The 1,819-nt window shown below is 56.1% G+C and carries 3 protein-coding genes; all 3 read right to left on the bottom strand.

Annotated elements, in window-relative coordinates; genetic code table 11:
- Window positions 1-115 precede the first annotated feature (115 nt).
- Window positions 116-742 carry a hypothetical protein gene (locus tag RSSM_RS04600; protein ID WP_044301133.1) on the bottom strand — a complete coding sequence of 209 codons (627 nt, stop codon included), beginning with the start codon at window positions 740-742 and terminating at the stop codon, window positions 116-118.
- 129 nt (window positions 743-871) lie between these two features.
- Window positions 872-1,315: a protein-tyrosine phosphatase family protein gene (locus tag RSSM_RS04595; RefSeq protein WP_044301134.1), complete on the bottom strand. Its 444-nt coding sequence runs from the start codon at window positions 1,313-1,315 to the stop codon at window positions 872-874.
- Between the two features lie 154 nt (window positions 1,316-1,469).
- Window positions 1,470-1,819: thioredoxin family protein (locus RSSM_RS04590; protein ID WP_236620938.1), on the bottom strand; the 350-nt coding region annotated here is incomplete at its 5' end.

The following is a 1,819-nucleotide window of genomic DNA, read 5'->3' as shown; positions in this document are numbered from 1 at the left end:
AAAGAAGCGAACGATGTCTGAACTACTACAGATTCTACCACCAGCGGGAGGCTCGAACAAACGACAGCGGTGTGCCGAAGGCCTAGCGTAAAAACCATGTTCTGCGACCGTTGCACTAAGTTAGAGCGTCAATCTGTAAACGACCAACGGCGATCCAGTCATCGTGCAGCGCCGCAATTCGCGCAGTGTTACCGTCCGCGATCCACTGCGATATGGATTTGTATTGAGCGACACGTTTAGGCTTGCGATCAAAGGTGCGTTGTGCGTCGGCAAGGCGTCCAGCACGAAGCAAGCAGTGGCCAAGTTCGACGTGAGTGTGCTGTTCGTTGTACCACGGGTCGGTGAACGTGGTTGATGATTGAACGATGCCGGTGGCATCTGAATTGTCGTCGAACCAACGCAGTCCGTGCTGGCAGAACGAGTCAGCCAATTGTTGAAGCCCCAAATTCGAGCGATCGTACCAAGTTGGAGTAGAGCCAGCGAAATGCTCGCAAACCGTTTTGATCCAGATACCGGGTTCCAGCACGTCGAAGTTCACACCATTTCGCGCCCAAAGCGGATGAATCGTTAAATCACAGGTGAACTCCCCACCGTGGCGGTTGGGGCGAAGTTCGATTCGCTGGGCAACGTCGCCAGCGGTGACACGTAGATAGCGGCGTGCGGAAATGCGAGTGAAGCCCGCGTTCACGATCGGTATGCCCCAAGGTGAAGCTGTGAGGTCGAGCGTGAATGCGCTTGGCATGCGATTAACTGAGGTCGCAGAACGGAAGGTTTTTACGACACCGCCCTGAACGAAGCGGTGGAGTTTGAATCACGAGAAATTGTACCAATGCCAACGCACGTTGCCTACCAACGAAGGTGTGCCGAAGGCCTAGCGTAAAAACCATGTTGGCCGCCGTACGCTGGGGAAAACGCCAGCAACATCAGACCAAAGTTGGCCCTTGATCTCCAGCGATTTGATCGTAGCGATACGCTCAAGGGCAACTTCGGGCGTGATGTCGAGATGACATGCGAGCGCATAGGCCGCAATTGTCGGCGAACGCGACATGCCGGCAGAGCAGGCAACGATGGTGCGAGTGTCGGTGTGGAGCAAATCCACGAGCGATTGAACCGCGAGCCGAAGAACGGACGGGCCGTTGCCACCACCGTCATTCAGCGGGAAGCGAAGGTAGAGCAATTGCCGTGGAAGCTGAGCGGGCGGTTCCTCGAAGGCGAGGTCAACAACAGCGGTGATGCCAGCATCGAACAACGGACGAGGTTCGCGAACGTCAAACGCGTGGCCGAGCCAGAGCAGGTTGGGGTGAAGCTCGTGCACCAATGATCTCGTGCGGCCAACGGAAGGTTTTTACGACACCGCCCTAAACGAAGCGAGCGACGTCTGAACTACCAAAAATTGTACCAAAGCCAGCCCGCGTTGCAAAAGATGGAAGGTGTGCCGAAGGCCTAGCGTAAAAACCATGTTGCACGACCTATGCAGCGGGGTTGAGCAGGCCATCAAGAAACGCACGCAAGTCCGCGCGATCCATGAGGCCAACGCGGGAAGTGACGAGCACGCCATCGCGATACAGCGCAAGAAACGGAGGGCCATGCACGTTCAATTCACGGCAGATGTCATGGTGATCGGGTGGATCAACGTCAAATTCGGCGAACGCGATCTGGGGGAAGTGTGGCATTTGGTCGGCAAGCGCCGAGCGCATTTGGTGATCGTAGCCGTTCCATACGGCCCAGCAGTGAACCACCGCGAACGGATTTGACGCAACGAAGTCAGCGTATGTTTCGTGGGTCAATTGCGGAGACGACATGTTAAGTCTAGGTCGTG

This window comes from Aporhodopirellula sallentina SM41, assembly GCF_000346505.1.
GTDB classification, from domain to species: Bacteria; Planctomycetota; Planctomycetia; order Pirellulales; family Pirellulaceae; genus Rhodopirellula; species Rhodopirellula sallentina.
The sequence above is the reverse complement of the archived record's forward strand: the minus strand, read 5'-3'. Positions and strand labels throughout refer to the sequence as shown.